This window comes from Yersinia alsatica, from assembly GCF_025133195.1.
Classification (GTDB): domain Bacteria; phylum Pseudomonadota; class Gammaproteobacteria; order Enterobacterales; family Enterobacteriaceae; genus Yersinia; species Yersinia alsatica.
Map to the genome: position 1 here is coordinate 1,371,171 of NZ_CP104006.1, position 25,221 is coordinate 1,396,391.

A 25,221-nucleotide genomic window follows, 5' to 3' on the forward strand; every position below is an offset into this window, starting at 1 on the left:
ATCTGCGCGTTCTTAGAACATAAAAAACTACGCTGTGGGGTTACCCCCGAAGAATTAATACAGACGAGTGCGGCGTGCGTTTTCGCGAGCCAATTTCTTCGCGTGACGTTTTACAGCAGAAGCTTTAGCGCGTTTACGTTCGGTAGTCGGTTTTTCATAGAATTCACGACGACGAACTTCAGCTAAAACACCTGCTTTTTCGCAGGAACGTTTGAAACGACGAAGAGCTACGTCGAACGGCTCGTTTTCACGTACTTTAATTACCGGCATGTGCCTCTCACCTCAATAGAAATCGGTTTGCTGCTGGCCAATCGCCAGCCTTCTCAAAATGGTGCGGAATTTTACTTCAATGGATGCTGCTTTGTAAAGCACCACAGCAAATTGAAACAGGCACGCCCCTGTGATGTCGCCCCCGTTCTTTACAAGAAAGTTGGTGCCGAGAGTGCGACGGCCGCTGATTATATACTAAACAGGGCCATTGAGCGAATTTATCAACATTCTTTTCAAATGCGACAACTATCAACAACATTCACCTTATTGATACGCCAAAATGGCGCTTTTGCGTTCAATTTCGGATCAGAAATCATGACGAGCAGCTGGGTTATGCTAAACTATCGGCCGCACGTGAATGATGGGAAATGTAATGCGAGTTTTGGGTATAGAAACATCCTGCGATGAAACCGGAATTGCAGTGTATGACGATGAAACCGGTCTATTAGCTAACCAACTGTACAGTCAGGTTAAATTGCATGCTGATTATGGTGGCGTAGTGCCTGAACTGGCTTCCCGTGATCATGTGCGCAAAACTGTGCCATTGATTCAGGCGGCATTGAAAGAAGCTAATCTGAGCGCCAAAGACATTGATGGTGTGGCGTATACCGCAGGCCCGGGGTTAGTCGGTGCATTGCTGGTTGGAGCCACTGTCGGCCGTGCACTCGCCTTTGCCTGGGGTGTTCCCGCAGTGCCGGTTCATCATATGGAAGGCCACTTGTTGGCTCCAATGCTGGAAGATAACGTACCCGAGTTCCCGTTTGTTGCACTGCTGGTCTCTGGTGGTCACACACAGTTAATCAGTGTGACGGGTATTGGTGAGTATCTATTGCTCGGTGAGTCTGTTGATGATGCCGCTGGGGAAGCCTTTGATAAAACAGCTAAATTGTTAGGGCTGGATTATCCTGGTGGGCCCATGTTGTCGCGTATGGCGCAGCAGGGTACCGCGGGGAGATTTACTTTCCCTCGTCCAATGACTGATCGCCCAGGGCTGGATTTTAGTTTTTCTGGTCTGAAAACTTTTGCAGCGAATACTATTCGCGCCAATGGCGACGATGACCAAACACGTGCCGATATTGCCCGCGCCTTTGAAGATGCAGTGGTTGATACCCTGGCAATCAAATCCAAACGAGCATTGGATCAAACCGGCTTTAAGCGCTTGGTTATTGCTGGTGGCGTGAGCGCTAACCGCACCCTGCGCTCAAAACTGGCAGAAATGATGCAAAAACGCGGCGGCGAAGTATTTTATGCCCGACCAGAATTTTGCACCGATAATGGGGCGATGATCGCCTATGCAGGTTTGATTCGGCTGAAAAGTGGTGTGAATAGCGAGTTGGCGGTGTCGGTAAGGCCGCGCTGGCCTTTGAGTGAGTTACCGAAAGTCTAATCAGAAAGGCTAAGCGGGGCTGCGGCGGTGTTGCCGCGTCATTTCGGGATGCTCACATACTGATGTATGCTCCGCGCCCTCAATGTCTTGCGCCTTGCCTCGCTCCCGCTTAGTCATTCTGGGTTTGGCGGGGCTGCGGCGGTGTTGCTGCGTCATTTCGGGATGCTCACATACTGATGTATGCTCCGCGCCCTCAATGTCTTGCGCCTTGCCTCGCTCCCGCTTAGTCATTCTGAATTTGGCGGGGCTGCGAGGCCCATCCAATAAAATTAATCTTCTTTTTCTTCCAACTCTGCGGCTTCTTCGGCTGGGGTTTTCTGTTTTTTCTTTCTGAGTTTATCCCAGATTTTACTTTCTTTGCCGCGCCATAAACGTTGGATATTATCGTGGTGGCGCATCAAAATCAGGCAGGAAAGCATGGCGACTGGGAAGGTAAATTGAGGTTTGAACCACCAGACATAGAAGGGCGCTATCAGGGCACTGATGATAGCCCCTAAAGATGAATAACCACTCAGTAACACGGTCAGCAGCCAAGTACCGGTCATCAAGCCGGTGAGATCCCAGCCAATAGGGGCGATGGCACCGAACGCAGTGGCGACACCCTTACCGCCTTTAAAGTGGAAAAATACCGGGTAAATGTGGCCAAGGCAGGCTGCAATGGCGGTCAGACCAAGATAGAGTGGCGAGACGTGCAACAGATAAGCTATCCAAACCGGCAACATACCTTTCAACACATCGAAAATCAGTACTGTTGCCGCTGCGGCACGGCCACCGATGCGCAGTACGTTGGTGGCACCGGGATTACCGGAGCCATGCACACGCGGATCTGGCAGCTTGGCAACCCGACATACCAGGATTGCACTGGAAATAGAGCCACACAAATACGCGAAGATAATCATGCCAAGCGCGATAGCACTCATAACACCGCCCTGTTGAATAATGATCGTTTTAATCGCAACATCAGTGGATAATACGCATATTCGGCTGGAAGTGGTATCCGGCAGGCGCAAAAACAGAGAATGACGTGATGGACATCGTATTTATTGAGGAACTTAGTGTCATAACCACCATCGGTGTTTATGACTGGGAACAGACCATTCAGCAAAAGCTGGTGTTCGATATCGAAATGGGCTGGGATAACCGTAAGGCAGCCGTCAGTGATGATGTAAAGGATTGCCTAAGCTATGCTGATATCAGTGATGCCGTCATAAAACACGTCGAGTCGCAGCGTTTTGCTTTGGTGGAACGGGTAGCGGAAGAGATTGCCGAGCTATTATTACAGCGCTTTAACTCACCTTGGGTGCGGATTAAAGTCAGCAAGCCGGGAGCTGTCGCCCAGGCGAGGAATGTTGGCGTAGTGATTGAGCGCGGTTTGTGGCCTAACTGATTCATTGTGATATTGATGGCATAATTTTTCGCTGTAGTGACATAAAAGTGCAACCCTGAACCGATAATGTGGTCTGATTGCATCGTATGACGTGATAAATTAATTAATATTGAATTTAAACGGCATTGTTTTGTTAACTATCGATATTGTTTTAACCACTATCGATACAGTTTTCAGCACTGCCGTTTTTTTTGTGATCTCTATTACTTGGCATGGGTATCGTAGATGACGGATATGTATTCGCTGTTTGTGGCTTTTGTTTTGGGTGTGGTGGAAGGGCTTACCGAGTTTCTGCCAGTGTCATCTACTGGGCATATGATTATTGTTGGTGAGCTATTAGGCTTTACTGGCGATAAAGCAAAAACCTTTGAAGTTATTATTCAGTTAGGGTCGATTTTGGCTGTGGTGGTGGTGTTCTGGCGGCGCTTATTCGGCCTGATTGGCATCCATTTTGGTAAAGTCCCTCACGAGGGGAAAACCAGCGGTCACCTGACATTGGGCCATATTTTACTGGCGATGATCCCGGCAGTTGGCTTGGGATTAGTGTTCCACGATGTCATCAAGTCGTTATTTAACCCGCACAGTGTCATGTATGCATTAGTGGCTGGCGGCTTGCTATTGTTGGCCGCAGAGTGGTTTAAACCTAAAAATCCTAAAGCTATTGGGCTGGATGATATTACTTACCGCCAAGCCTTTGCTATTGGTTGCTTCCAGTGCCTGGCATTGTGGCCGGGTTTCTCTCGCTCGGGAGCCACTATTTCTGGTGGGATGTTGGTCGGGGTGAACCGCTACGCCGCCTCTGAATTCTCCTTTATTCTGGCAGTTCCGATGATGCTTGGGGCCAGCGCATTAGATTTATACAAAAGCCTGCATTTCCTGACGTTGGGCGACGTGCCGATGTTTGCTGTTGGGTTTATCACCGCATTTATCGTTGCACTGATTGCTATCAAAACCTTCTTGTCGCTGATTAAACGCATCTCTTTTGTGCCTTTCGCCATTTATCGCTTTGTTGTTGCGGCAGCGGTGTATTGGGTCTTTATGTAGTGGTTTAGTTGTCGAGTGCTATAAAAAAGCCCTGAATAATCAGGGCTTTTTTATGTCAGTATGATAGTGATTTATTGCGGAATCACTTCTTGAGTGAGTTTCCATTGGGCCAGCGCCAATTGACGGCGGTGCTTTAGTTCGTCGCGGATTGCCAAGCCTTGTAGCCCACTGGCCACGACTTCCTGCACCGAGACACTGTTTGCAATATGGAATGCTGCTCGCAAATAATCGCCTTGTGGATAAGGATTTTCTTCAAAACCGGTGCGGCCTCGGGCATCTGCTTCGCTGGTCATAATCATCTGCTCAAGGCGCTCTGGTTTGCGCCACACATCAATAGAATCAAATAGCTTAAGTAGAGTTTCAGGGCGGAGCTTATTCACCGTATGAATAAGGTCATGATATTCCGCCACCAATTTTGCTAAATCTCGCACCGGATTCGGCACTCGTAAGCGCTGACATAATTGCTCGACTAATTTGACTCCCGCCGGGCCATGGCCGTGGTGATGAGGCCAAAACTCTTTTGGCGTCAGACCTTTACCTAAATCATGGCACAGTGCAGCAAAGCGCACGTCAACTTCAGGGCTGAGCTGAGCAGCAATGGCCAGTGTCATCAGTGTGTGAATGCCAGTATCAATTTCCGGATGCCATTTTTCCGGGGCCGGAACACCAAACAAGCGCTCAATCTCTGGGAATAGCACCGCCAATGCGCCACAATCACGTAGTACCTGAAAATAGATCTGCGGGCTTTGCGTTTTCAGAGCTTTCTCGGTTTCTTTCCAGACCCGCTCTGGTGTTAAAGCAGAAAGCTCACCGCTTTCGGCCATTGCTGCCATCAATGATTGAGTCTCTGGGGCGATAGTAAAACCGAGGTGAGCAAAACGAGCGGCGAAACGCGCGACACGCAGCACCCGGAGTGGATCTTCACCAAAAGCGTCAGAGACGTGGCGTAACACTCGGTTTGCTAGGTCTTGTTGGCCATGGTAAGGATCGAATAGCTCGCCATTACTGCTGCGGGCAATCGCATTGATGGTTAAGTCACGGCGCAGTAAATCCTCTTCCAGCGTTACATCGGGGGCGGCGTAGCAAGTAAAGCCCGTATAACCTTGGCCTGATTTACGTTCGGTACGAGCCAGCGCATACTCTTCATGGCTAACAGGATGAAGAAATACCGGGAAATCTTTACCAACTTGTTGGTAGCCTTGTGCCAGCAATTGTTCTGGAGTAGCCCCCACAACGACCCAATCCTGTTCGGTAACTGGCAGGTTTAATAAGCTGTCGCGGACGGCGCCGCCGACCAGGTAGATTTCCATATTAACTAACCCTTCGTTCTTGATGTTATAGCGTTGTTAGCTGCTCTCGTTCACCCGAATCACTTACTCATGTAAGCTCATCGGGATTCATTCGTTTGCTGCCTATCTATAACATCAATGACTTTGGGTTATACCCTTCGTTCTTGATGTTATAGCGCTGGAGATAAAGCGGAGATGGCGACGATTCTATAACTGGCCGCCAAAATTACCAGCAATCAGTTCAGTATAGTTGGGGATGAGAACAGACTGAGCAAAAGGCTGCCCAATGGGCAGCCGATATAAATTCTTTGCGTAACGTGGGTATCAGTTCATCCAGCGATTATTCTTTTTACGACTTGGGATCAGATGCGGCAGTATCAGGCCCAACAGCAAGCCAATACCTGCAACCCCCCCGCCGTACATAAACCATTGCAAAATAATGGTGCGCTGCTTGTCATCCAATTGCAGATTCACCGCGCTGACTTTCTTCTGAGCCACCACTAACTGATTTTTCAGGGACTCATTCTCTTTTTGCAATTCGGAGATAACGCTGTCGCTGGCTGCCACTTTTTGCTGCATTTCTGCGGTGCGCTGATTCCAGCTATTATCGATATTAGCCAGCTTGTCGGTCAGTGTTTTGACCTGCTGTTCAAGGTCTGGCACCCGAACACGCAAACTGGGTGTTTCACTCAGTTGATCCAGCGGGATCCACGTTGTTTTACCCTTACTGTCGCGGATTTGACCATAATTTGTCTCGTCATTAACGCTTATCAGGGTAACTTCATCCCCACCTTTTAGCGTGCCGACAATACGGTATTGGTTACCGGGGCCGCTATGAACGTAGGTATCCAGCTCATCAGAGATGTAGCGTTTTTCTTCTGCATAAGCGCTCAGAGAAAGAGTGAGACTTAGCACGGCGAGGCAAATTAGGCGTAATTTCTGCATTAGAGAGTCATTTATGAGTGAATATATGTGACGATAGTAGTGTGTTCAGTTTGCCGACGCAACGCATAAACCGGAATGAGAACTATCTTACTCTCATAGCCAGCGCGGCTTTAGCCATTTTATTGCTCATTTTTACTGCGGTGAAAATTTGTCTTATGAAGCCTTAGGGTAGACCTGCCAAAACAGGTTAAAATAGGGTTTGACTTGGGGCTGCCGCGCGGGTTTATCTGTGTAAAACAGGCAAATCACTGCGAAAGAGGCATAATGCCCGTAATCTCGCAACATACCGGTGTGAATGAAATTATGACCGTTGAAATAGAATTAAAATTTATTGCTACTCCTGCGGCCATTGCCGCTTTGCCGGAGCGAATCACCTCTTGGCAGAGCCAGCATTCAGCTCCGCAAACCTTGACCAATATCTACTTTGAAACGGCGGATAACCGGCTGCGCCAGAATGATATTGGCTTACGCATTCGTGGTTATGATGGCCGTTATGAAATGACGGTGAAGACCGGCGGTAAAGTGGTCGGCGGTTTGCATCAGCGGCCTGAATATAATGTCGATATTGATAGCGACAAATTAGATTTGGCGCGTTTCCCTGCCGATATCTGGCCTGAAGGTTGGGATATTGAAGCACTACAAGCTGAATTACATCCTCTGTTCCGCACGGATTTCACGCGTGAGAAGTGGGTAATTACTTACGGTGAGAGTGAGATAGAGCTTGCTCTCGACCAAGGAACTATTTCGTCTAACAGTGCAGATAAAACTGTCGAACTGTCGGAGCCACTGAGTGAAATTGAGCTGGAGCTGAAACAAGGCAATCAGGCAGATTTGCTGGCACTGGCGGCTGAATTGGCACAAATCGGCGGTTTACGTCAGGGTAATTTGAGCAAAGCAGCTCGTGGTTATCATTTAGCGCAAGGCAATCCACCACGAGAATTGCGCCCATTATTAGTCTTGCAGCCAGCGCCAAAATCGACTGTTGAGCAGGGAATGGTCGCCGGGCTGGAAATGGCGCTGGATCACTGGCAATACCACGAAGAGTTATGGTTGCGCGGCGAGCCTGCAGCCAAGGCTATGATTATTGAAGCATTAGCGCTGATACGCCAGTCATTGGCTATCTTCGGTGGGTTGGTGCCACGCAAAGCCAGCACCGAATTACGGGCTTTGTTGATTGCGTTGGAGCCACAGTTAGAGCCGAAAAATGTCAATGCCGAGTTACTCTGCTACAGCGTCGATTACCTGAAATGTAAGTTAGCGCTCACATCGTGGCTGGTTACCTCTGGCTGGCGGCCATTTATGGATGCCAAAGCGCAGGCCAAGTTTGACGGTTCATTTAAGCGTTTCTGCGACATTATGCTGAGCCGCAGTGCCGCTGACTTGAAAGAGGCCTTTGCTCACAATCTGGATGACGATGGCTATCTGGCACAGCTTCCGCGCTTAAACCGGCAGATTATGTCTTTCCAATTGCTTTCTGGCTTCTATCCACAGAATGAATGGCATCCATACATTGATGGCTGGTTTGGTTTGCAGTTGGCCATTATGGAACGTCAGGGCCACTGGCGTGATACCGCCCGCAAGGAAGCCTTATCTCAGCCCGCTTTTTGGCGTAATGGCTCTGCTCGTTAAGGGAATTTGATATGTTGCCACTCTCTTCGGAATTACAGCATCAGGCGCAGAATGTACAACAGCGCTTTGGTGAGTTACCGGCTCCACCGAGCTTACGTGAAGAAGATATTGCGGTATTAGCGCTGAGTGATTTTGTCAGTGACATGTTACTGATTCACCCTGAATGGCTGGACGAGTTGCATCAGCAACCGCCGCAACCCGATGAGTGGCAATTTTATCCCCAATGGCTAAGCCAGGCACTGGCTGACGTGTCAGACGAAGCCGCGCTATTAGCGGCTTTACGGCTGTTTCGTCGCCGGATTATGGTGCGTATCGCTTGGTCACAGGCGCTGCAAACCAGCAGCACGACGGACACTTTGCAGCAGCTAAGTTGGCTGGCTGAAAGCTTGATTATTGCCGCGCGTGATTGGCTATATCAGGCTTGTTGTCGGGAGTTTGGCACCCCGAGTAATAGCCAAGGCGAGCCGCAGCCGCTGTTGATTCTGGGCATGGGGAAATTAGGTGGTGGCGAGCTTAATTTCTCGTCAGATATTGATCTGATTTTTGTTTATCCGGAGAACGGCCAGACCCAAGGCGGACGTCGCCAATTCGATAATGCCCAGTTTTTCACGCGCTTAGGGCAGCGGCTTATTAAGGCACTGGACCAGCAAACGATAGACGGTTTTGTGTACCGGGTGGATATGCGGTTACGTCCATTTGGTGATAGTGGCCCATTGGTTTTGAGTTTTGCGGCGCTGGAGGATTATTACCAAGAGCAGGGGCGCGACTGGGAACGTTATGCCATGGTTAAGGCTCGCCTAATGGGCGGGGCTGAAGACCACTACAGCAAAGAGTTGCGCCAGACTTTGCGGCCTTTTGTCTTCCGTCGTTATATCGATTTCAGTGTGATCCAATCGCTGCGTAATATGAAAGGGATGATTGCTCGTGAAGTTCGGCGTCGCGGCTTGAAAGATAATATTAAGCTGGGTGCGGGCGGGATTCGTGAAATAGAATTTATCACGCAAGTTTTTCAGCTTATTCGTGGTGGTCGTGAACCTCGGTTACAACAGCGAGCTTTGTTGCCGACCTTGCAGGCCGTGGCAGAACTGGGTTTGCTGCCCGAAGCACAGGTGAGCTCTCTCAGTGGCAGCTACCTGTTTTTGCGCCGTTTAGAGAATCTACTGCAAGCCATTGGTGATGAGCAAACCCAGACCTTACCCAGCGATGCACTGAATCAGGCCAGATTGGCTTGGGGCATGGGGTATGCCGATTGGGCTGCTATGAATAGTGCTTTAGAACAGCATATGCAGGCCGTACGGGTAGTTTTTGATGACTTGATTGGCGACGATACCCCTGATATCGGCGAAGATCCTTGCCATGGCTTGTATAAAAGCTTGTGGCAGGATGCGCTGGAAGAAGAGGATTTAGCGCCACTGACGCCGCACTTAGACGAAGCCGCTCGTCGTCAGTTACTGGCCACTGTGAATGATTTCCGCCACGACGTTGATAAACGCACCATTGGCCCGCGCGGTCGTGAGGTATTGGACCAACTGATGCCAAGGCTGTTTGCTGAAGTTTGTCCGCGTCCAGATGCCAATGTTGCGCTGAGTCGCTTGATTCAATTGCTGCTAAGTATTGTTACTCGCACCACTTATCTGGAATTGCTGGTGGAGTACCATGCGGCACTAAAACATGTTATTCGCCTGTGTTCGGCCTCTCCGATGGTTGCCAGCCAATTGGCGCGTTACCCGTTGTTATTAGATGAGTTACTTGACCCGCAGTCGTTTTATCAGCCATTGGAACCCGGTGCTTACCGCGATGAATTGCGCCAATATTTGCTGCGGGTGCCAGAAGATGACGAAGAGCAGCAACTGGAGGCTTTGCGCCAGTTTAAGCAGGCCCAACAATTGCGTATTGCTGCCGGTGATATCACCGAGGCACTGCCGGTAATGAAAGTGAGCGATCACTTAACCTATCTGGCTGAAGCCATTATTGATGCCGTTATCCAGCAAGCTTGGGGGCAGATGGTGGCTCGCTATGGTCAACCAAGCCATTTACAGCAGCGCGAAGGCCGCGGTTTTGCCGTGATTGGTTATGGCAAGCTGGGCGGTTGGGAACTGGGCTATAGCTCAGATCTGGATTTAGTATTTCTGCTCGATTGCCCGTTGGATGTGATGACTGACGGTGAGCGCAGCATTGATGGCCGCCAGTTCTATTTGCGGCTGGCGCAGCGCGTGATGCATTTATTCAGTACCCGCACCTCATCGGGCATTTTGTATGAGGTCGATGCACGGTTACGGCCATCCGGTGAAGCGGGCATGTTGGTCAGCACCGTCGAGGCTTTCGCTGATTACCAGCAGAATGAAGCTTGGACTTGGGAGCATCAGGCATTGGTTCGTGCTCGCATTGTCTATGGCGACCCGGCACTGCACCAACAATTTGATGCTATCCGCCAGCAAATCCTTTGCCGCCCTCGTGAAGCGGCACAATTACAGCAGGAAGTGCGCGAAATGCGCGAGAAAATGCGCACCCATTTGGGCAGTAAACAGCGCGATATCTTTGATATCAAAGCAGATGAGGGCGGGATCACCGATATTGAGTTCATCGCGCAATATCTGGTACTGCGCTATGCCGCTACTGAACCACGTCTGACCCGTTGGTCTGATAATGTGCGAATTTTTGAGCTAATGGCCAATTACGACATTATGGAGCCCGAGGAGGCTGCGGCATTGATGCGCGCTTATGTCACCATGCGTGATGAAATTCATCATCTAGCATTGCAGGAGCAGTCAAGCAAAGTCCCGGTTGATAGCTTTATCACAGAAAGAGAACAAGTGGCCGCCAGTTGGCGTAAATGGCTGGTTGCTGCGCCAACGAGCGTATAAATTCCAGTTATTAATGGGATATAAGGTGTCTGTGATATTATCCAGCACCATCTATACCGGTCATCTTTCGAGTCGCAGAGCGTTGGCTGCAACTTAAAATCTATTGGGTATAACAAATACAAAATTGGAGCGAAGGGATGTGTGTTTTCGGGGTTAATAACAGCTCACTTTGGGGGGCTAACGTATGAAAGTCACGCTGCCTGATTTTCGCCGCGCCGGTGTATTAGTCGTTGGTGATGTCATGTTAGACCGTTATTGGTATGGCCCAACCAGCCGAATTTCACCAGAAGCACCGGTGCCGGTCGTGAAAGTGGATACCATCGAAGAACGCCCTGGTGGTGCTGCGAACGTGGCGATGAACATCGCCTCCCTTGGCGCTATTTCTCGCTTAGTCGGTTTAACCGGTATTGATGATGCCGCACGAGCACTGACCAGCAAACTGAATGAAGTTCAGGTGCGCTGTGATTTTGTTTCGGTACCGACGCACCCGACCATTACCAAATTACGGGTACTGTCCCGCAACCAACAGCTGATCCGTCTGGATTTTGAAGAAGGTTTTGATGGTGTCGATCCGCAACCTATCTTTGAGCGCATTCAACAAGCGCTGCCGCAAATTGGCGCGTTGGTACTGTCCGACTATGCCAAAGGCGCGCTCAACAGCGTGCAGACAATGATCCAGTTGGCCCGTAAAGCAAAAGTTCCAGTTCTTATCGATCCTAAAGGTAGCGATTTTGAGCGTTACCGCGGCGCAACCTTGCTGACACCGAATCTATCTGAGTTTGAAGCGGTGGTGGGTCACTGTAAAAACGAAGAAGAGTTGGTTAGCCGGGGTATGCAGTTGGTGGCTGACTTTGAACTTTCAGCCTTGCTGGTGACTCGCTCCGAACAGGGGATGACCCTGCTTCAGCCGGGTAAACCGCCATTACATTTGCCCACTCAGGCACAGGAAGTATTTGATGTGACCGGGGCTGGCGACACGGTGATTGGTGTGCTGGCGGCGGCATTGGCGGCGGGAAATACTCTCGAAGAATCATGCTTCTTGGCGAATGCCGCAGCTGGCGTTGTAGTCGGTAAATTGGGTACCTCAACGGTGTCGCCAATTGAGCTGGAAAATGCTATCCGTGGCCGTGCTGAGACCGGTTTCGGCGTGATGGATGAGCAGCAACTGAAAAAAGCGGTGATGCAGGCCCGTCAGCGCGGTGAAAAAGTGGTGATGACCAACGGTATCTTTGACATTCTGCATGCCGGTCATGTTTCCTACTTGGCCAATGCCCGCAAGTTGGGTGATCGCCTGATTGTCGCAGTTAACAGTGATGCATCGACCAAACGATTAAAAGGCGAAAAACGCCCAGTAAATCCGCTGGATCAGCGCATGATTGTCTTGGGTGCATTGGAAGCGGTAGATTGGGTAGTGCCATTTGAAGAAGACACTCCACAGCGCTTGATTGCTGATATTTTGCCGGATCTGCTGGTGAAAGGCGGCGATTATAAACCTGATGAAATCGCCGGTAGCGCAGAAGTTTGGGCCGCAGGTGGTGAAGTTAAAGTGCTGAATTTTGAAGATGGTGTTTCTACCACCAATATTATTCAGTCAATCAAGAATGGCCGCGGCTAAATACCCTTCGGCCTTGAAGTTGCAGGGGTGTTAGCTGCGCGTACTTACCCGAATCACTTACTTGAGTAAGCTCATCGGGATGTGTTTGCTTGCTGCCTACCTGCCACTCCAATGACTTTGGGTATTATAGATTAGGTATAGAAAAAGGCGGTGAAGTGGGACTAAAACAGGAGTTAAGCCTGGCACAAGGCGTCGGGTTGCTATCCACCTCACTGCTGGGAACCGGTGTCTTTGCCGTCCCCGCGTTGGCAGCAATGCTGGCAGGTGACGACAGCCTGTGGGCCTGGCCGGTGTTGATTGTGCTGGTTTTCCCTATTGCTATCGCTTTTGCCGCTTTAGGCCGTCACTTCCCCAGTGCGGGTGGCGCTGCACATTTCGTCACTATGGCCTTTGGACCTAAACTTGGGAAAGTGACCGGCTGGCTATTTTTATCGGTGATCCCGGTGGGGTTACCGGCTGCGCTACAAATTGCTGCCGGTTTTTGGCAAGCGACATTTGGCTGGAGTGACACCGGGCTCTTGATGGTGCAATTGGTGACTTTGCTGGTCATCTGGCTGTTGGGAACCCGTAGTGCTGGCTCCAGTGCCAATGTGCAAACTTTGATTGCCTTGCTGGTGATCGCGCTGGTGGTGGCAATTTGGTGGCAGGGGGATATTCACCCATCACAGATACCTTGGCCGGCATTACACGATATTTCCCCGCCAAATATGTTCAGTGCGCTGGCTGTGATGTTCTGGTGCTTTGTTGGGTTGGAAGCTTTCGCGCATCTGGCAACAGAATTTCGTCATCCTGAACGTGATTTCCCTCGTGCCCTAATGGTTGGGCTACTGGTTGCTGGTGCCGTTTACTGGGGATGTACCGTGGCAGTGCTGCATTTCCATGCCTATGGCGAGCAACAAGCCGCTGCAGCTTCATTACCGGGGATTGTGGTTCAATTGTTTGGTGCGCATGCGCTGTGGGTCGCCTGCATCATTGGTTATTTAGCCTGCTTTGCCAGTGTGAATATTTATACCCAAAGCTTTGCTCGCATGGTGTGGTCGCAAGCTCAGGTTCGCCCGCAAAGTAAGTTGGCGCAGCTCTCTGCCGGGAAAACACCGGTGAATGCTCTCACCGCGGTAGTCGGTAGTTGTCTGGCCTTCGCGCTGCTGATTTACTGGCTATCTTTGCCCTTGGATATACTCATTGTTTATGCCAACGGTATTTTCGTACTGATCTATTTGTTGTGCATGTTGGCAGGGATTCGCTTGCTAAGTGGGCGCTCGCGAGTGATGTCAGTGATTGGCAGTATTCTGTGCTGTGTATTACTGGTCATGATTGGCTGGAAAAGCTTATACGCCTTACTGATGTTTGCGCTGTTATGGATATTAATGTCCCGAACGCGGGTATCAGTGATACAGCACTAAACAAAGGGCGCCATAGGGCGCCCTAGTCATAACGGGGCATATTACTCGCCCGTTTTGTCGTCGACAGCTTGAGGAGTATCAACAGCAACTGGCGCACTGTTGAATTTGGCTTCCAGCTCGCCCATCCGTTGTTCCAACAAAGCCAGCTTTTCTCTGGTGCGCAGCAATACCTGAGTTTGCACGTCGAACTCTTCACGATTAACCAAATCCAGGCGGGTTAACTGCGATTGCAGCACCATCCGGATTTTCTTTTCGACATCGTCCCCGAATTCGCGAATACCTTTCGGCATAGACTCATGCACCTGGCGGGCGATTTGTTCAATTTTTTTCGGGTCAATCATGGTGTTTCCCTAATTAGATGTGTAGTTACCTCCTCTAGTGTAATGCCTGATGCTAATTGTATAAACCTCCGCACATCACCATTTTGGTAATTGCTCCAACGAATCAATAGCGCTATAGTCATAGGGCTTATTCTCAGGGCGGGGTGCAAGTCCCCACCGGCGGTAAATTGTGTTGCGGCATTCCTGTGTCGTGGTGCAAAAGCCCGCGAGCGCTCACGCTGTTTCTCTGGTTAAAGAGAGCGGGGTAGAGGTCAGCAGACCCGGTGTAATTCCGGGGCCGACGGTTATAGTCCGGATGGGAGAGAGTAACGGTATTTGCCGGGCCTATGGCTCGCTTGCGTTATTTCGGCTATTTCTATTGATATAGAGAAATTGATATAGAAAAATTGGCCAATTACTCCTCAAGACCGCCCTGATTCTGGTAATCCATAATTTTAATGAGGTTTCTTACCATGAATCAGACCCTTTTATCAGATTTTGGCACGCCTGTTGAGCGTGTAGAACGTGCTATCGACGCTCTGCGTAATGGCCGTGGTGTTATGGTGTTGGATGACGAAAGTCGTGAAAACGAAGGCGATATGGTTTTTGCCGCTGAAGCAATGACTGTTGAGCAAATGGCGCTGACTATCCGCCACGGCAGTGGCATTGTGTGTCTGTGTATCACTGACGAACGCCGCCAACAGCTTGATTTGCCCATGATGGTTTCCCATAACTCCAGCCAGTTCCAAACTGCATTTACCGTGACAATTGAAGCGGCTAAAGGCGTGACAACTGGGGTTTCTGCTGCTGACCGTCTGACGACTATCCGTGCTGCAATTGCTGATAACGCTAAACCTGCTGACCTTAATCGTCCAGGCCACGTATTCCCATTACGCGGTCAACCGGGTGGCGTATTATCTCGCCGTGGTCACACCGAAGCATCCATCGATTTAGCCACACTGGCTGGCTTCAAACCTGCCGGTGTATTGTGTGAACTGACCAATGATGATGGCAGCATGGCACATGCGCCAGAAGTGATTGAGTTCGCCAAATTGCATGATATGCCAGTCGTGACAATTGATGACTTAGCTGAGTATCTTCAGTCCCAAGCCAAAAAAGCCAGCTGATTTCTGATGGCGATATCTGCTGATATTGCCAGCCGATAAAGTGGTTTACAGGCCGGGTTGCCACTATTCTCTTGAATAGGTCGCCGCCCGGTTATTTTCCATCACTAAAGCCTCTTCAACGTATTTTCCCTCCTATTTTATCCATTCAAATTTATTGAATATCTTCATCATTGTTATCCGGCTGTGTAATGAAAAAAAAGCGCGTAATCTACTGCTTATGGTTTAACGCCACCCTTTTTATTAACAGTAAGGATTTTTTATGAACACCTCTCGTATGCCTGCACTGTTTCTCGGCCACGGTAGCCCGATGAACGTGCTGGAAGAAAACAGTTATACTCAGGCATGGCGTGCGCTGGGTGAGTCATTACCACGCCCTAAGGCGATTTTGGCGATCTCTGCCCACTGGTATACTCCTGGAACCGCAGTAACCGCTATGGAGAAACCGCGGACTATTCACGACTTTGGTGGGTTCCCACAGGCACTGTTTGATACCGAGTATCCGGCACCGGGTTCCCCGGCACTGGCGGCGCAAATTCAGCAATTGCTGGCACCGATTGCCGTGCGAGCCGACACCAGCGAATGGGGATTGGACCACGGGAGCTGGGGGGTATTGATTAAGATGTATCCTGAGGCTGATATTCCTGTTGTGCAACTGAGTATCGATGGCACGCAACCGGCAGAATATCACTATGAATTAGGCCGTAAACTGGCGGTGCTACGTGAGCAGGGCGTGATGATTGTCGCCAGCGGTAACGTGGTACACAACTTGCGTATGGTCAGATGGCAAGGGGAAAGTAGCCCGTATCCATGGGCAGAGTCCTTCAACCAATTTGTACGATATAACCTGAGTTATCAAGGTGATAATCACCCATTGGTCAACTTTATGCAGCATGAAGGGGCTGAGCTATCTAATCCGTCACCCGAGCATTATTTGCCACTGTTATATGTTTTGGGGAGCTGGGATGGTAAAGAGCCGATTTCTATTCCGACAGATGGGATTGAGATGGGGTCGTTGAGTATGTTGTCGGTACAAGTCGGCTAAATACCCTGCGCCCTTGACGTTATAGCGTTGTTAGCTACGCTCTTTCACCCGAATCCCTGACTTGAGTCAGCTCAGCGGGATTCACTCTCTTGCTGCCTAGCTATCGGTCCCCTCGAGTGCTACGTTGAGCTATTGGGGCAGTAATCCCACCAGTCACCGAACAATAAAAGCAACGTGCTAGAAATGTTAAGGGAAAGCCGAAGCTTTCCCTTACTTTAATGGCGTGCTTTTACCCTAAAATGATATGGGGGTAAAAACGCGATAGATCTTGGGTGATCAGTTCGCGATCTTCACGCAAACCAATACCACAGGGTTGATCGTTAACCAGCCAACTGCCAATCAAGGTATAGCTGTCGCCAAACTTAGGCAATGGATGGAATTGCTGAACAATCATGCCTTCCTCGCCGTATGGCCCATCAACCCGTGCCACTTCTTTGCCGTTTTCTACTATCTGAATATTGGCACCTTCCCGCGAGAATAGCGGCTTGGTGACATAATGATCCATCGCAGGATGGTCATCTTCAGCAAAATAAGCAGGCAACAGATTAGGGTGATTAGGGAACATTTCCCACAGCAAAGGGAGCAACGCTTTATTGGATATAATGCTCTTCCATGCCGGTTCCAGCCAACGTACGCCGGCATCTTCCAACTTTGTGGAGAACATTTCGCGGAACATAAACTCCCACGGATAAAGCTTGAACAAATTACTGATAACCTGATTATCCAGGTCGGTAAATTGCCCTTTTTCTCCTAAGCCGATCTCTTCCATAAACATGAATTCAGTCGGCAGACCGGCTTCCAGTGCGCAATCTTGCAGATATTGCACGGTGCCGCGATCTTCTTCACTGTCCTGACAGCAGGCTAGATGCAGCAGACTAAAACCATGGTTATCACGCAAGTCAGCAAAACGCTCAATCAGCTTTTCTTGCATGCTGTTGTACTGGTCAGAATCCTGACTTAAATTGCCTGCGTTGATCTGGTCTTCCAACCATAACCATTGGAAAAAGGCGGCTTCATACAATGAGGTTGGGGTATCCGCATTGTTTTCCAGTAATTTTGCTGGGTTCACACCGTCATAGGCCAGATCAAGCCGGGAATAGAGCGATGGCTGGTTGGTTCGCCACGAGCTGCGGACAAAATCCCAGCAATGCTTAGGAATGCGGAATTTTGCCATCAGTTGGTCGCTATTGACCACTTTCTCAACCACCTGCAGGCACATTTGATGCAATTCTGCGGTGGTATCTTCCAGCTCTTCAATTTGTGCCAGAGTGAATTCGTAATAGGCATCTTCACACCAGTACGGCTCGCCATACATGGTGTGGAAACGGAAACCGAATTCGGTGGCTTTTTCGCGCCAGTCCGGGCGTTCGCTAATCGCTAAACGTTTCATTAATCAGACCTTAGCCACCCATGCTGCGCGTGCTGGTTTTAGATGATGTTGCTGCACTGCGTTGCATAGAAGATTGCTTAGCTACTGACTCACCAAAACCACCACGGGTGATGGTATTTGTCACGGCAGGCTTCGGTGCCATGGCGGTTCTCGGTACCGTCATGGTGCGGCCAGTGGTCGCTGAACCAAAGTTTTTACCGGTCGCATCGACAAACTTGCCATTGGCTGGGCTATTTGGGGCTTTAGAGGTGAATAATGGCTGGCTTGCTCCGCCGCCCATCATCCGGCCCATCATATAACCGGCCATTAATGGCATCCACATACTGCCACTTTGCTGTGGTGCTGCTGCTGCTGTGGTTTCAGAAGAAGATGACGATGTAGGCACCATGCCCGCTTGAGCTGGAGCCTGAGTACATTGTGACTCACCAAATTCAGCAACACAGTCTTCACGAGTCGCATATTTAGGCGCTGTTTTAGCCGCTTCCTGCAACGCGGTATTGTAAGCGGTGGTGCATTCCGCGCTCTTTGATGGATTTGCTTGAGAGCAATCGTCAGCATTTTGGTACAAAGAGACGGTTTCATCGGTTTTTTCGCAGCCAGCCAGCATAAATACGGCACTGACGGCTAAAGCTACTGGCGCAAGGCGGTAACTGCGCCAGGATTTACGGAAAGTCTCTTGATTGATGTTTTGAGTCCGTTTCATCATTATTTGTCTCATTTCCGGGCGTTCAATGCCCATTCCCAGTAAGTGCCCTAAGAATAGGGGAAATGTGTATGAAATTAAAGCGTGAGGGACAGTGAGGAGGAGACTTTACAAAGTTATACGAAAAGCTGGGGGTTACCGCGCTTTTTTCATTGCTGAAAAATGCTGGGTAGCAGCATGATGGAATCGGGGAAAATAAGTCGGGCGCAGCTTTTTGAGACTGCGCCCGGAGAGTTTAAATCACTAAAAATTAGTTACGGAATGGATTACCGTTACGTGTCGCTGCGGTAGTCGGCTGACTCACTGTAGTGGCACGTGGTGCTGACTGAGTGCCAGTACCATCAGCATAAGCATTCTGGTTAGCATTATCCGGCGCCAGGCTGGTGGCTGAAGTTGGGACTGGTTTATCCAGTACACCATTCAGCGCCATTAGGTCGTTCATGTTCAGCGTACCCAATGCAGATTTGATATTTAACTGATTAATCAAATAGGTATAACGCGCATTGGCGAGTTGCTGCTTCGACTGATACAAGTTAGTTGTTGCAGTCAACACATCCAGAATAGTACGAGTCCCCACTTGGTAACCGGCTTCCATTGCATCCAATGAGCTTTGGTTAGAAATGACGACCTGCTCATAAGCCTTAATACTGCTGATTGAGGCTGAGATGTTATTGAATGAGGAACGTACGGTTTGCACCACACTACGGTGGGCACTTTCTAGCTGCTCACTGGCCCCAACAAAATTATACTGTGCTTGTTTTACCGCAGAATTGGTCGCCCCACCGCTGTACAACGGTAAGCTCAGTTGCACGCCAATTTTGTTCTGACCCGCATCATTGTTCACCTGTTGAGTGCTTGGTGTACCACCGCTGTAACGGGTATTGGTGATTGAAGATGATGCAGTCAAATCGATAGTTGGCATATAACCAGTTTCTGCTGATTTAATCTGCTCACGCGCCAAATCTTGGCTCAAACGGGCAGAAAGCAACGAAAGGTTACGTTTTTCAGCATCTTTCAACAGGTTATTGACGGCTTGCGGGCGTTCAGTTTTCAAACGGTCCACATTCAGTGATGCCAGCTCAGGGTAATAAACACCGGTAATCTGGCGCAGATTTTCCAGCGCATTATCCAGGTTATTACGGGCAGTTACTTCATCCGCTAATACTGTATCGTAGCTGGCACGGGCGTTCTGTACGTCAGTGATGGCGACTAAACCCACATTGAAGCGCTGGGTTGTTTGGTCTAACTGGCGATAGACAGACTGCTTCTGTGCTTCAGTATAAGACAGAGTATCAATGGCGTTCAGGACGGCAAAATAAGCTGTTGCTGTGTCCAGAATCAGTTGTTGTTCACTGGTCTGGAACGTAACGTCCTGAATACCTGCGGCTTTTTCTTGTAAGGTCAGCGCACGCCATTTGGACATGTCGAAAATAGTTTGGGTCAGTTGCAGTGAGCCTGACGTCGCATTGCTATCAGGGCTATCAGAAGCATCGCGGAAACCATTGGTATGGGTGTAACCTGCGCCTAAACCAAGCTGTGGTAACAGCGGGCTGCGAGCTTCATTAATCTTTTCATATGCAGCATCGCGGTCAGCCGCTGATTTGCGTAAATCCGGGTTACTATCCCTGGCTTGCTTATAAACTTGCAGCAAGTTCTCTGCCTGGCTCATGGTACTGAAACCAGCCAGACTCAGCCCGATAAGAAGGGGGAGCAGTTTCTTCATTTGCAGTCCTTGTTGTGCAGCAGTTGTGCGGCAATATTACTATGGTAGCTGTCGATAGACGAATTGTTGCCGATTCTATCAGAGTCTGCCAATGGGATAAGGTGGCTGATTGTGCCATCTCGCCTAAATTTACTTAAATCTATCACAAACCTAAATGAGTATTCAGACAACTAATCTGTCTCGCGCTATGTTTATCAAATAATCTATTATCAAACTATCGCTTATCAAGCCACCGCGATAAAACCGCCAATCTCAGCTCGCAAACTCATTTCTATCTACTAGCCGATTTTTATCAACTAATGATGCCTGTTATTTTAAAATCTTGTAGCCTGCGTTAAGTCTGTCAGGATATGGCGTGAAGTCCATGACGTGGTGATACTTTTAATAAAAAAGCATGACTAATAAAAGTATGATTGCACCGTTATCGGCCTTGTATGATGTCATTTAGGTGTCATCAAAAATCACAATTCAGGCTAGATACTTAAGTAAGGAGAGCATCCAATGACATCAGCACCATCTTCAGCAAAGCCCTCACCGGTGACCTTCGACAAGAATGATGTGGAAATTATTGCACGTGAAACACTGTACCGTGGCTTTTTTTCACTGAATTTGTACCGGTTTCGCCATCGTCTGTTTAATGGCGAAATGAGTGGGGAGGTTAAACGCGAAATTTTTGAGCGCGGTCATGCTGCAGTGTTATTAGCTTATGACCCGGTGCGAGATGAAGTCGTGCTGATAGAACAGTTGCGGATTGCCGCCATTGACAGCAGCCCATCACCTTGGTTATTAGAGATGATAGCCGGGATGATTGAAGACGGCGAAAGTGTCGAAGACGTGGCGCGTCGTGAGGCTGAGGAAGAGGCGGGAATTCATATTGGCCGCTGTAAGCCGGTGCTCAGTTATCTGGCCAGTCCTGGTGGGACCAGTGAGCGTTTATCCATTATGGTGGGTGAAGTCGATGCAACTACCGCGAGTGGTATTCATGGGCTGGCGGATGAAAATGAAGATATTCGGGTTCATGTTGTCAGCCGCGAGCAGGCTTGTCGTTGGGTTGAAGAAGGTGCTATTGATAACGCAGCTTCGATCATTGCATTACAATGGTTGGCGTTGCACCATCAGTCCCTGAGAGAAGAATGGCAGTCGTAAAAAAAGCGAGCATAATAATGGTTAAGCGCTACACCCCTGATTTTCCTGAAATGATGCGAGTATGCGAAACTAATTTCGCGCAATTGCGTCGTTTGATACCGCGCGTCGATGAAGTGGGTGAAAGCGTGGCTTATCAGGTTAATGGCGCCAGTTATCAACTGACAATTATTGAATCGACCCGCTACACTTCTGTCGTTGAGATAGTTCAGACTGAACCCGCTGTCAGTCACTGGAGCCTGCCTTCTATGGTGGTGCGGCTCTATCATGATGCGCAGGTCGCGGAAGTGTGTGCCAGTCAGCAGATCTCCCGCTTCAAAGCAAGTTATGATTATCCGAATAAAAAGTTGCATCAGCGGGACGAAAAGCATCAAATTAACCAGTTTCTTGCTGACTGGTTGCGCTATTGTTTGGCGCATGGAGCAGTGGCAGTTCCGGTTTGTTAGACAGACTTATAGCCTGACCGACAGAGGGTAAAGATACCTGATAAATCTGGTTGGGAAGGGTGCAAAAACAAGGACACCATTTGGAAAGCCTGTTTAAACTGCCTATGGCAAGTGGGGCCAAGGCCAGAATTTTACAAATAACAGATACCCACCTCTTTGCGGGGGAACATGAGACCTTGCTGGGTGTAAACACATCCCGCAGCTATCGCGCTGTGTTGGATGCGATTATTGCTGAACAGCGCCCATTTGATCTCATTGTTGCGACCGGTGATTTGGCTCAGGATCATTCTGTTGCTGCTTATCAGAATTTTGCTAAGGGCATCTCACGCTTGCCTGCACCTTGTGTATGGCTCCCCGGTAATCATGATTTTCAACCCGCTATGGTTGATGCCTTGGCGGATGCGAGTATTGCGCCTTCAAAGCATGTTCTGGTCGGTGAGCATTGGCAAATTCTGCTATTAGACAGCCAAGTTTTTGGTGTTCCTTACGGTGAACTGAGTGACTATCAGTTGGAGTGGATGGAGCGTTGTCTGGTGGCACATCCAGAACGCTATACCTTGGTATTATTGCACCATCATCCAATGCCGTCTGGTTGTACCTGGCTCGATCAGCACAGCCTGCGTAATGCCCATATGCTCGCGGCGGTGCTGACGCGCTATCCGCGAGTTACCACTTTGCTGTGCGGCCATATTCATCAGGACTTGGATCTCGATTGGTATGGTAAGCGCTTGCTCGCCAGCCCTTCTACTTGTGTGCAGTTCAAACCACACTGTACTAATTTTACGCTTGATACTGTGGCCCCGGGATGGCGCTATCTCGATTTACTGCCTGATGGAATACTTGAAACTGAGGTTCGTCGGTTAGCCAGTGATGAGTTCTGCCCGGACATGGACTCGGATGGTTATTGATGAGTACGCTTCTATATATTCACGGCTTTAATAGCTCCCCCCGCTCAGCGAAAGCCACCACGTTTAAAAGCTGGTTGCAGGAGCACCATCCTCACATTGAGATGCTGACCCCACAATTACCGCCTTATCCGGCGGAGGCAGCAGAAATGCTGGAGAGCATTGTGATGGATAAAGCCGGGCAATCCATTGGTATTGTTGGCTCCTCCCTTGGCGGTTATTTTGCCACCTGGCTTTCCCAGCGTTTTAGTATTCCTGCGGTGGTTGTTAACCCGGCAGTGCGTCCATTTGAGCTGCTCAACGATTATCTGGGCGAGAATGAGAACCCCTACACCGGGCAACAATATGTGTTAGAGTCTCGACATATTTATGATCTGAAAGCCATGCAGATTGAAAAGCTGGCATCACCGGATTTACTCTGGTTATTGCAGCAAACCGGGGATGAGATCCTCGACTACCGTCAAGCGGTTGCCTATTACACCCCTTGTCGGCAAACAGTAGAATCAGGTGGGAATCACGCCTTTGTTGGCTTTGATCATTATTTCTCCCCGATTGTGACTTTTTTAGGGCTAGCAACCGCTTGATATCTGGTGGTTTAAGCTCCACCCAAACAGTGGGTATTGTACCGCAGGCCATGATGGTCTGTCGGGCATGTCTAGCCTTCCAACCATTAGCCGAATATTAATCAAACCATGACTGAATCCAGCTATAACGCTGATGCCATTGAAGTACTCAGCGGTTTAGAACCAGTGCGTCGTCGTCCGGGAATGTACACGGATACCACGCGACCAAACCACCTTGGTCAAGAGGTGATTGATAACAGCGTCGATGAGGCTCTGGCAGGACATGCTCGCCGCATTGATGTGATCTTGCATGCCGATCAATCACTTGAGGTGATTGATGATGGCCGTGGGATGCCGGTTGATATCCATCCAGAAGAAGGTGTTCCTGCGGTTGAACTGATTTTGTGTCGTTTACATGCAGGCGGCAAATTCTCTAATAAAAACTATCAGTTTTCTGGTGGTTTACACGGCGTCGGTATTTCAGTTGTTAATGCCTTATCCAAGCGGGTAGAAGTTACCGTACGTCGTGATAGTCAAATCTACAGTATCGCTTTTGAAAATGGCGATAAAGTGCAGGATTTACAGGTCATTGGCACCTGCGGTAAACGTAATACCGGCACTAGCGTGCATTTCTGGCCAGATGTTTCTTTCTTCGACAGCCCGCGTTTCTCTGTGTCCCGCTTGTCGCATTTGCTGAAAGCTAAAGCAGTACTGTGCCCGGGCGTAGAAATCGTCTTTAAAGATCAGGTGAATAATACCGAGCAGCGTTGGTGCTATGCCGACGGCCTGACCGACTATCTGATGGAAGCGGTGAATGGCTTGATTACACTGCCAGAAGTGCCGTTTGTTGGCTCTTTTGCCGGTGATACCGAAGCTATCGACTGGGCGCTATTATGGTTACCGGAAGGCGGCGAGCTGCTGACTGAAAGTTACGTTAACCTGATTCCGACCATGCAGGGCGGCACCCACGTTAATGGTTTACGTCAGGGCTTGCTTGATGCCATGCGCGAGTTTTGTGAATACCGCAATATCTTGCCACGCGGCGTCAAACTCTCGGCGGACGATATCTGGGAGCGCTGTGCTTACGTATTGTCAGTAAAAATGCAGGACCCACAATTTGCCGGCCAGACCAAAGAGCGACTCTCCTCACGTCAGTGCGCGGCTTTTGTGTCCGGCGTGGTAAAAGATGCTTTTAGCCTGTGGCTGAATCAGAACGTGCAAGCCGCAGAACAGTTGGCTGAGCTGGCTATTTCCAGCGCCCAACGTCGCATGCGAGCCGCCAAAAAAGTGGTGCGTAAGAAACTGACTAGCGGCCCAGCATTACCCGGCAAGCTGGCTGATTGTACTTCGCAAGACTTGAGCATGACGGAGCTGTTTCTGGTGGAAGGGGACTCCGCTGGCGGTTCTGCCAAGCAGGCGCGCGACCGCGAATATCAAGCGATCATGCCGCTAAAAGGGAAAATCCTGAATACTTGGGAAGTCTCTTCAGATGAAGTCCTCGCTTCACAGGAAGTTCATGATATTTCAGTCGCTATTGGTATTGATCCCGACAGCGAAGATTTGAGCCAATTACGTTACGGTAAAATTTGTATCCTTGCGGATGCGGACTCCGATGGCTTGCATATCGCGACGCTGCTTTGCGCGCTGTTTGTGCGCCACTTCCGTGCTCTGGTACGCAATGGCCACGTTTATGTAGCAATGCCGCCGCTATACCGCATCGATTTGGGTAAAGAAGTATTTTATGCCCTGGATGAAGAAGAGAAAGCCGGTGTTCTGGAGCAACTAAAACGCAAACGCGGTAAGCCAAATGTGCAGCGCTTTAAAGGGCTGGGCGAAATGAACCCGTTGCAGTTACGTGAAACCACCTTGGACCCGAACACTCGCCGCTTAGTGCAGTTGACTATCGGTGATGATGATATTGATAAGACCATGGCAATGATGGATATGCTATTGGCGAAAAAGCGCTCCGAAGATCGCCGCAATTGGCTGCAAGAGAAAGGGGATACCGCTGAAATCGAGGTTTGAT

23 protein-coding genes and 1 riboswitch are annotated in these 25,221 nt (G+C 49.5%); of the genes, 14 read left to right on the forward strand and 9 right to left on the reverse strand.

From position 1 onward, the window contains the following. Positions 1–54: 54 nt before the first annotated feature. Entirely contained in the window at positions 55–270 is a 216-nt protein-coding gene (gene rpsU / locus N0H69_RS06005) for a 30S ribosomal protein S21 (RefSeq protein ID WP_001144069.1), read from the reverse strand. Positions 271–643: 373 nt separating this feature from the next. Here rpsU and tsaD point away from each other — a divergent pair, with 373 nt between their 5' ends. Beyond that, the gene (tsaD, locus tag N0H69_RS06010) at positions 644–1,657 is read left to right on the forward strand and encodes a tRNA (adenosine(37)-N6)-threonylcarbamoyltransferase complex transferase subunit TsaD (protein WP_050108653.1); all 1,014 of its coding nucleotides are present in this window, start codon (positions 644–646) and stop codon (positions 1,655–1,657) included. A gap of 9 nt (positions 1,658–1,666) precedes the next feature. On the opposite strand, the gene N0H69_RS06015 is transcribed toward tsaD, so the two are convergent. Then, positions 1,667–1,888 carry a hypothetical protein gene (locus tag N0H69_RS06015; protein WP_155412589.1) on the reverse strand — a complete coding sequence of 74 codons (222 nt, stop codon included), beginning with the start codon at positions 1,886–1,888 and terminating at the stop codon, positions 1,667–1,669. Positions 1,889–1,926: 38 nt separating this feature from the next. Next, a complete protein-coding gene (gene plsY, locus N0H69_RS06020; protein WP_050108652.1) occupies positions 1,927–2,577 on the reverse strand; it encodes a glycerol-3-phosphate 1-O-acyltransferase PlsY in 651 nt (216 codons plus the stop codon). Positions 2,578–2,684: 107 nt separating this feature from the next. Between plsY and folB the strand changes: the two genes are divergently transcribed. Next, positions 2,685–3,044 (forward strand): bifunctional dihydroneopterin aldolase/7,8-dihydroneopterin epimerase, encoded by a 360-nt coding sequence (folB, locus tag N0H69_RS06025; protein ID WP_050150741.1) that lies wholly within the window; start codon positions 2,685–2,687, stop codon positions 3,042–3,044. Positions 3,045–3,269: 225 nt separating this feature from the next. Beyond that, positions 3,270–4,088: an undecaprenyl-diphosphate phosphatase gene (gene bacA, locus N0H69_RS06030; protein WP_050108649.1), complete on the forward strand. Its 819-nt coding sequence runs from the start codon at positions 3,270–3,272 to the stop codon at positions 4,086–4,088. A gap of 71 nt (positions 4,089–4,159) precedes the next feature. On the opposite strand, the gene N0H69_RS06035 is transcribed toward bacA, so the two are convergent. Together N0H69_RS06035 and N0H69_RS06040 are read right to left on the reverse strand one after the other, a co-directional pair. Further along, positions 4,160–5,398, reverse strand: coding sequence for a multifunctional CCA addition/repair protein (locus N0H69_RS06035; RefSeq protein ID WP_050150743.1), 1,239 nt, complete (start codon positions 5,396–5,398; stop codon positions 4,160–4,162). Positions 5,399–5,701: 303 nt separating this feature from the next. After that, complete coding sequence (locus N0H69_RS06040; RefSeq protein WP_050108646.1) at positions 5,702–6,322, reverse strand: TIGR04211 family SH3 domain-containing protein; 621 nt, start codon at positions 6,320–6,322, stop codon at positions 5,702–5,704. Between the two features lie 303 nt (positions 6,323–6,625). Between N0H69_RS06040 and N0H69_RS06045 the strand changes: the two genes are divergently transcribed. The 4 genes from N0H69_RS06045 to yjeH all read left to right on the forward strand — a co-directional run bounded on the left by N0H69_RS06045 (position 6,626) and on the right by yjeH (position 13,833). Beyond that, positions 6,626–7,951 carry a CYTH domain-containing protein gene (locus N0H69_RS06045; protein ID WP_050108741.1) on the forward strand — a complete coding sequence of 442 codons (1,326 nt, stop codon included), beginning with the start codon at positions 6,626–6,628 and terminating at the stop codon, positions 7,949–7,951. Between the two features lie 11 nt (positions 7,952–7,962). Beyond that, positions 7,963–10,815, forward strand: coding sequence for a bifunctional [glutamate--ammonia ligase]-adenylyl-L-tyrosine phosphorylase/[glutamate--ammonia-ligase] adenylyltransferase (gene glnE / locus N0H69_RS06050; RefSeq protein ID WP_050150745.1), 2,853 nt, complete (start codon positions 7,963–7,965; stop codon positions 10,813–10,815). 184 nt (positions 10,816–10,999) lie between these two features. Next, positions 11,000–12,430 (forward strand): bifunctional D-glycero-beta-D-manno-heptose-7-phosphate kinase/D-glycero-beta-D-manno-heptose 1-phosphate adenylyltransferase HldE, encoded by a 1,431-nt coding sequence (gene hldE, locus N0H69_RS06055; RefSeq protein WP_050108641.1) that lies wholly within the window; start codon positions 11,000–11,002, stop codon positions 12,428–12,430. Between the two features lie 155 nt (positions 12,431–12,585). Beyond that, on the forward strand, positions 12,586–13,833 hold the full coding sequence (gene yjeH / locus N0H69_RS06060; RefSeq protein ID WP_050108639.1) for an L-methionine/branched-chain amino acid transporter: 1,248 nt from the start codon (positions 12,586–12,588) through the stop codon (positions 13,831–13,833). A 41-nt stretch (positions 13,834–13,874) separates the two neighbouring features. Here yjeH and ubiK read toward each other — a convergent pair whose 3' ends face one another. Next, a complete protein-coding gene (gene ubiK / locus N0H69_RS06065; RefSeq protein WP_050123354.1) occupies positions 13,875–14,174 on the reverse strand; it encodes a ubiquinone biosynthesis accessory factor UbiK in 300 nt (99 codons plus the stop codon). Positions 14,175–14,299: 125 nt separating this feature from the next. Beyond that, a riboswitch (FMN riboswitch) is annotated at positions 14,300–14,485 on the forward strand. Between the two features lie 141 nt (positions 14,486–14,626). On the opposite strand from ubiK, the gene ribB reads away from it, so the two are divergent. Both ribB and ygiD read left to right on the forward strand, forming a co-directional pair. Then, positions 14,627–15,280, forward strand: coding sequence for a 3,4-dihydroxy-2-butanone-4-phosphate synthase (gene ribB / locus N0H69_RS06070; RefSeq protein ID WP_050108635.1), 654 nt, complete (start codon positions 14,627–14,629; stop codon positions 15,278–15,280). Positions 15,281–15,539: 259 nt separating this feature from the next. Further along, on the forward strand, positions 15,540–16,322 hold the full coding sequence (gene ygiD, locus N0H69_RS06075; RefSeq protein WP_050150747.1) for a 4,5-DOPA-extradiol-dioxygenase: 783 nt from the start codon (positions 15,540–15,542) through the stop codon (positions 16,320–16,322). Between the two features lie 229 nt (positions 16,323–16,551). Here the strand turns inward: ygiD and N0H69_RS06080 are convergent, their stop codons facing one another. The 3 genes from N0H69_RS06080 to tolC form a co-directional block, all read right to left on the reverse strand. Further along, positions 16,552–17,712: a glutathionylspermidine synthase family protein gene (locus N0H69_RS06080; protein ID WP_050108630.1), complete on the reverse strand. Its 1,161-nt coding sequence runs from the start codon at positions 17,710–17,712 to the stop codon at positions 16,552–16,554. Positions 17,713–17,722: 10 nt separating this feature from the next. Next, entirely contained in the window at positions 17,723–18,415 is a 693-nt protein-coding gene (locus N0H69_RS06085) for a DUF1190 family protein (RefSeq protein ID WP_050150937.1), read from the reverse strand. Between the two features lie 250 nt (positions 18,416–18,665). Beyond that, positions 18,666–20,138, reverse strand: coding sequence for an outer membrane channel protein TolC (gene tolC, locus N0H69_RS06090; protein ID WP_050108624.1), 1,473 nt, complete (start codon positions 20,136–20,138; stop codon positions 18,666–18,668). 501 nt (positions 20,139–20,639) lie between these two features. Between tolC and nudF the strand changes: the two genes are divergently transcribed. The 5 genes from nudF to parE all read left to right on the forward strand — a co-directional run bounded on the left by nudF (position 20,640) and on the right by parE (position 25,220). After that, a complete protein-coding gene (gene nudF, locus N0H69_RS06095) occupies positions 20,640–21,284 on the forward strand; it encodes an ADP-ribose diphosphatase (protein WP_050108623.1) in 645 nt (214 codons plus the stop codon). A 17-nt stretch (positions 21,285–21,301) separates the two neighbouring features. Next, entirely contained in the window at positions 21,302–21,727 is a 426-nt protein-coding gene (locus N0H69_RS06100; RefSeq protein WP_050108621.1) for a DUF1249 family protein, read from the forward strand. 80 nt (positions 21,728–21,807) lie between these two features. Then, positions 21,808–22,635 (forward strand): 3',5'-cyclic-AMP phosphodiesterase, encoded by an 828-nt coding sequence (gene cpdA / locus N0H69_RS06105; protein WP_050108619.1) that lies wholly within the window; start codon positions 21,808–21,810, stop codon positions 22,633–22,635. Next, positions 22,635–23,216 (forward strand): esterase YqiA, encoded by a 582-nt coding sequence (gene yqiA, locus N0H69_RS06110; RefSeq protein WP_050108617.1) that lies wholly within the window; start codon positions 22,635–22,637, stop codon positions 23,214–23,216. The genes cpdA and yqiA overlap by 1 nt, the downstream gene beginning before the upstream one ends. Positions 23,217–23,324: 108 nt before the next feature. Then, complete coding sequence (parE, locus tag N0H69_RS06115; RefSeq protein WP_050077094.1) at positions 23,325–25,220, forward strand: DNA topoisomerase IV subunit B; 1,896 nt, start codon at positions 23,325–23,327, stop codon at positions 25,218–25,220. Position 25,221 lies beyond the last annotated feature (1 nt).

Coding starts and splice junctions, on each gene's coding strand:
- rpsU (WP_001144069.1), bottom strand. CDS start 270: ATGCCGGTAATTAAAGTACGTGAAAACGAGCCGTTCGACGTAGCTCTT.
- N0H69_RS06085 (WP_050150937.1), bottom strand. CDS start 18,415: ATGAAACGGACTCAAAACATCAATCAAGAGACTTTCCGTAAATCCTGG.
- N0H69_RS06100 (WP_050108621.1), top strand. CDS start 21,302: ATGGTTAAGCGCTACACCCCTGATTTTCCTGAAATGATGCGAGTATGC.
- N0H69_RS06040 (WP_050108646.1), bottom strand. CDS start 6,322: ATGCAGAAATTACGCCTAATTTGCCTCGCCGTGCTAAGTCTCACTCTT.
- ubiK (WP_050123354.1), bottom strand. CDS start 14,174: ATGATTGACCCGAAAAAAATTGAACAAATCGCCCGCCAGGTGCATGAG.
- hldE (WP_050108641.1), top strand. CDS start 11,000: ATGAAAGTCACGCTGCCTGATTTTCGCCGCGCCGGTGTATTAGTCGTT.
- glnE (WP_050150745.1), top strand. CDS start 7,963: ATGTTGCCACTCTCTTCGGAATTACAGCATCAGGCGCAGAATGTACAA.
- ribB (WP_050108635.1), top strand. CDS start 14,627: ATGAATCAGACCCTTTTATCAGATTTTGGCACGCCTGTTGAGCGTGTA.
- N0H69_RS06015 (WP_155412589.1), bottom strand. CDS start 1,888: ATGACTAAGCGGGAGCGAGGCAAGGCGCAAGACATTGAGGGCGCGGAG.
- nudF (WP_050108623.1), top strand. CDS start 20,640: ATGACATCAGCACCATCTTCAGCAAAGCCCTCACCGGTGACCTTCGAC.
- N0H69_RS06035 (WP_050150743.1), bottom strand. CDS start 5,398: ATGGAAATCTACCTGGTCGGCGGCGCCGTCCGCGACAGCTTATTAAAC.
- folB (WP_050150741.1), top strand. CDS start 2,685: ATGGACATCGTATTTATTGAGGAACTTAGTGTCATAACCACCATCGGT.
- tsaD (WP_050108653.1), top strand. CDS start 644: ATGCGAGTTTTGGGTATAGAAACATCCTGCGATGAAACCGGAATTGCA.
- tolC (WP_050108624.1), bottom strand. CDS start 20,138: ATGAAGAAACTGCTCCCCCTTCTTATCGGGCTGAGTCTGGCTGGTTTC.
- parE (WP_050077094.1), top strand. CDS start 23,325: ATGACTGAATCCAGCTATAACGCTGATGCCATTGAAGTACTCAGCGGT.
- N0H69_RS06045 (WP_050108741.1), top strand. CDS start 6,626: ATGACCGTTGAAATAGAATTAAAATTTATTGCTACTCCTGCGGCCATT.
- plsY (WP_050108652.1), bottom strand. CDS start 2,577: ATGAGTGCTATCGCGCTTGGCATGATTATCTTCGCGTATTTGTGTGGC.
- N0H69_RS06080 (WP_050108630.1), bottom strand. CDS start 17,712: ATGAAACGTTTAGCGATTAGCGAACGCCCGGACTGGCGCGAAAAAGCC.
- bacA (WP_050108649.1), top strand. CDS start 3,270: ATGACGGATATGTATTCGCTGTTTGTGGCTTTTGTTTTGGGTGTGGTG.
- yqiA (WP_050108617.1), top strand. CDS start 22,635: ATGAGTACGCTTCTATATATTCACGGCTTTAATAGCTCCCCCCGCTCA.
- ygiD (WP_050150747.1), top strand. CDS start 15,540: ATGAACACCTCTCGTATGCCTGCACTGTTTCTCGGCCACGGTAGCCCG.